At 61.7% G+C, this 624-nt stretch carries 1 protein-coding gene; it reads right to left on the bottom strand.

What is annotated here, in order from left to right:
- Positions 1-291: BapA/Bap/LapF family prefix-like domain-containing protein (locus AC2JF9_RS08195; protein ID WP_500726812.1), on the bottom strand; the 291-nt coding region annotated here is incomplete at its 3' end.
- Between the last annotated feature and the right edge of the window lie 333 nt (positions 292-624).

The raw sequence follows: 624 nt of genomic DNA, 5'->3' as shown, positions 1-624 counted from the left end.
ATCTTCCAGGGACGAGAATTGGAGGTTGGGTCGGACGAGCCAGAGCCCGCCTTGGCCCTCGTCCAGGACAAGCTCGCTGGCGGCAGCCCCGCCCGGCGCATAGAAGTTCGCGATGCGGATCGTCTCGCCCGATTTCAGGTGAACGACAAGATCGTTCGCCTGGCGCTCCGTCGAAGCTAGATCCGCTCTATCGAGGTCAAGCCTGACAATAGCCGGGGCCGTCAGTGCAATAACATTGGAGTCGACTGACCGGATTTCACCAGTCGCGCGATCGATCACTTGCGCGGGCATGGGCGCAGCTCCTCACCTGGTGCCCGCCGCATCTATTGTATCAAGACATGCCGTGCGGGCGTTCTTGAACAGGCTGGACGCTATTGGAGCGCGATTCAGCGGAAAATATCGGAGAAACCGCAAGGAACCAGACGACATTCCGGTTGTTCAACCCAGCTTTACCCCCGTGATCGCAGGGGGTTACGGAAGGCGGGTCATCTGGTGGGGGCGGCCGTTCAGGCGGCCGGCGCATGCTCCTGCACGAGCTTGTACGCCCGCTCATACCATTTGGTATTGGGGAAATTGGCGCCGAGCACCGCCGCCGCCTTGCGCGCCTCGTCCTTGATGCCGAGC

The sequence above is a fragment of the Lactobacillus sp. C449L genome, assembly GCF_059900815.1.
Note: the sequence above shows the minus strand (reverse complement) of the source record. Positions and strands in the feature narration are given on the sequence as shown.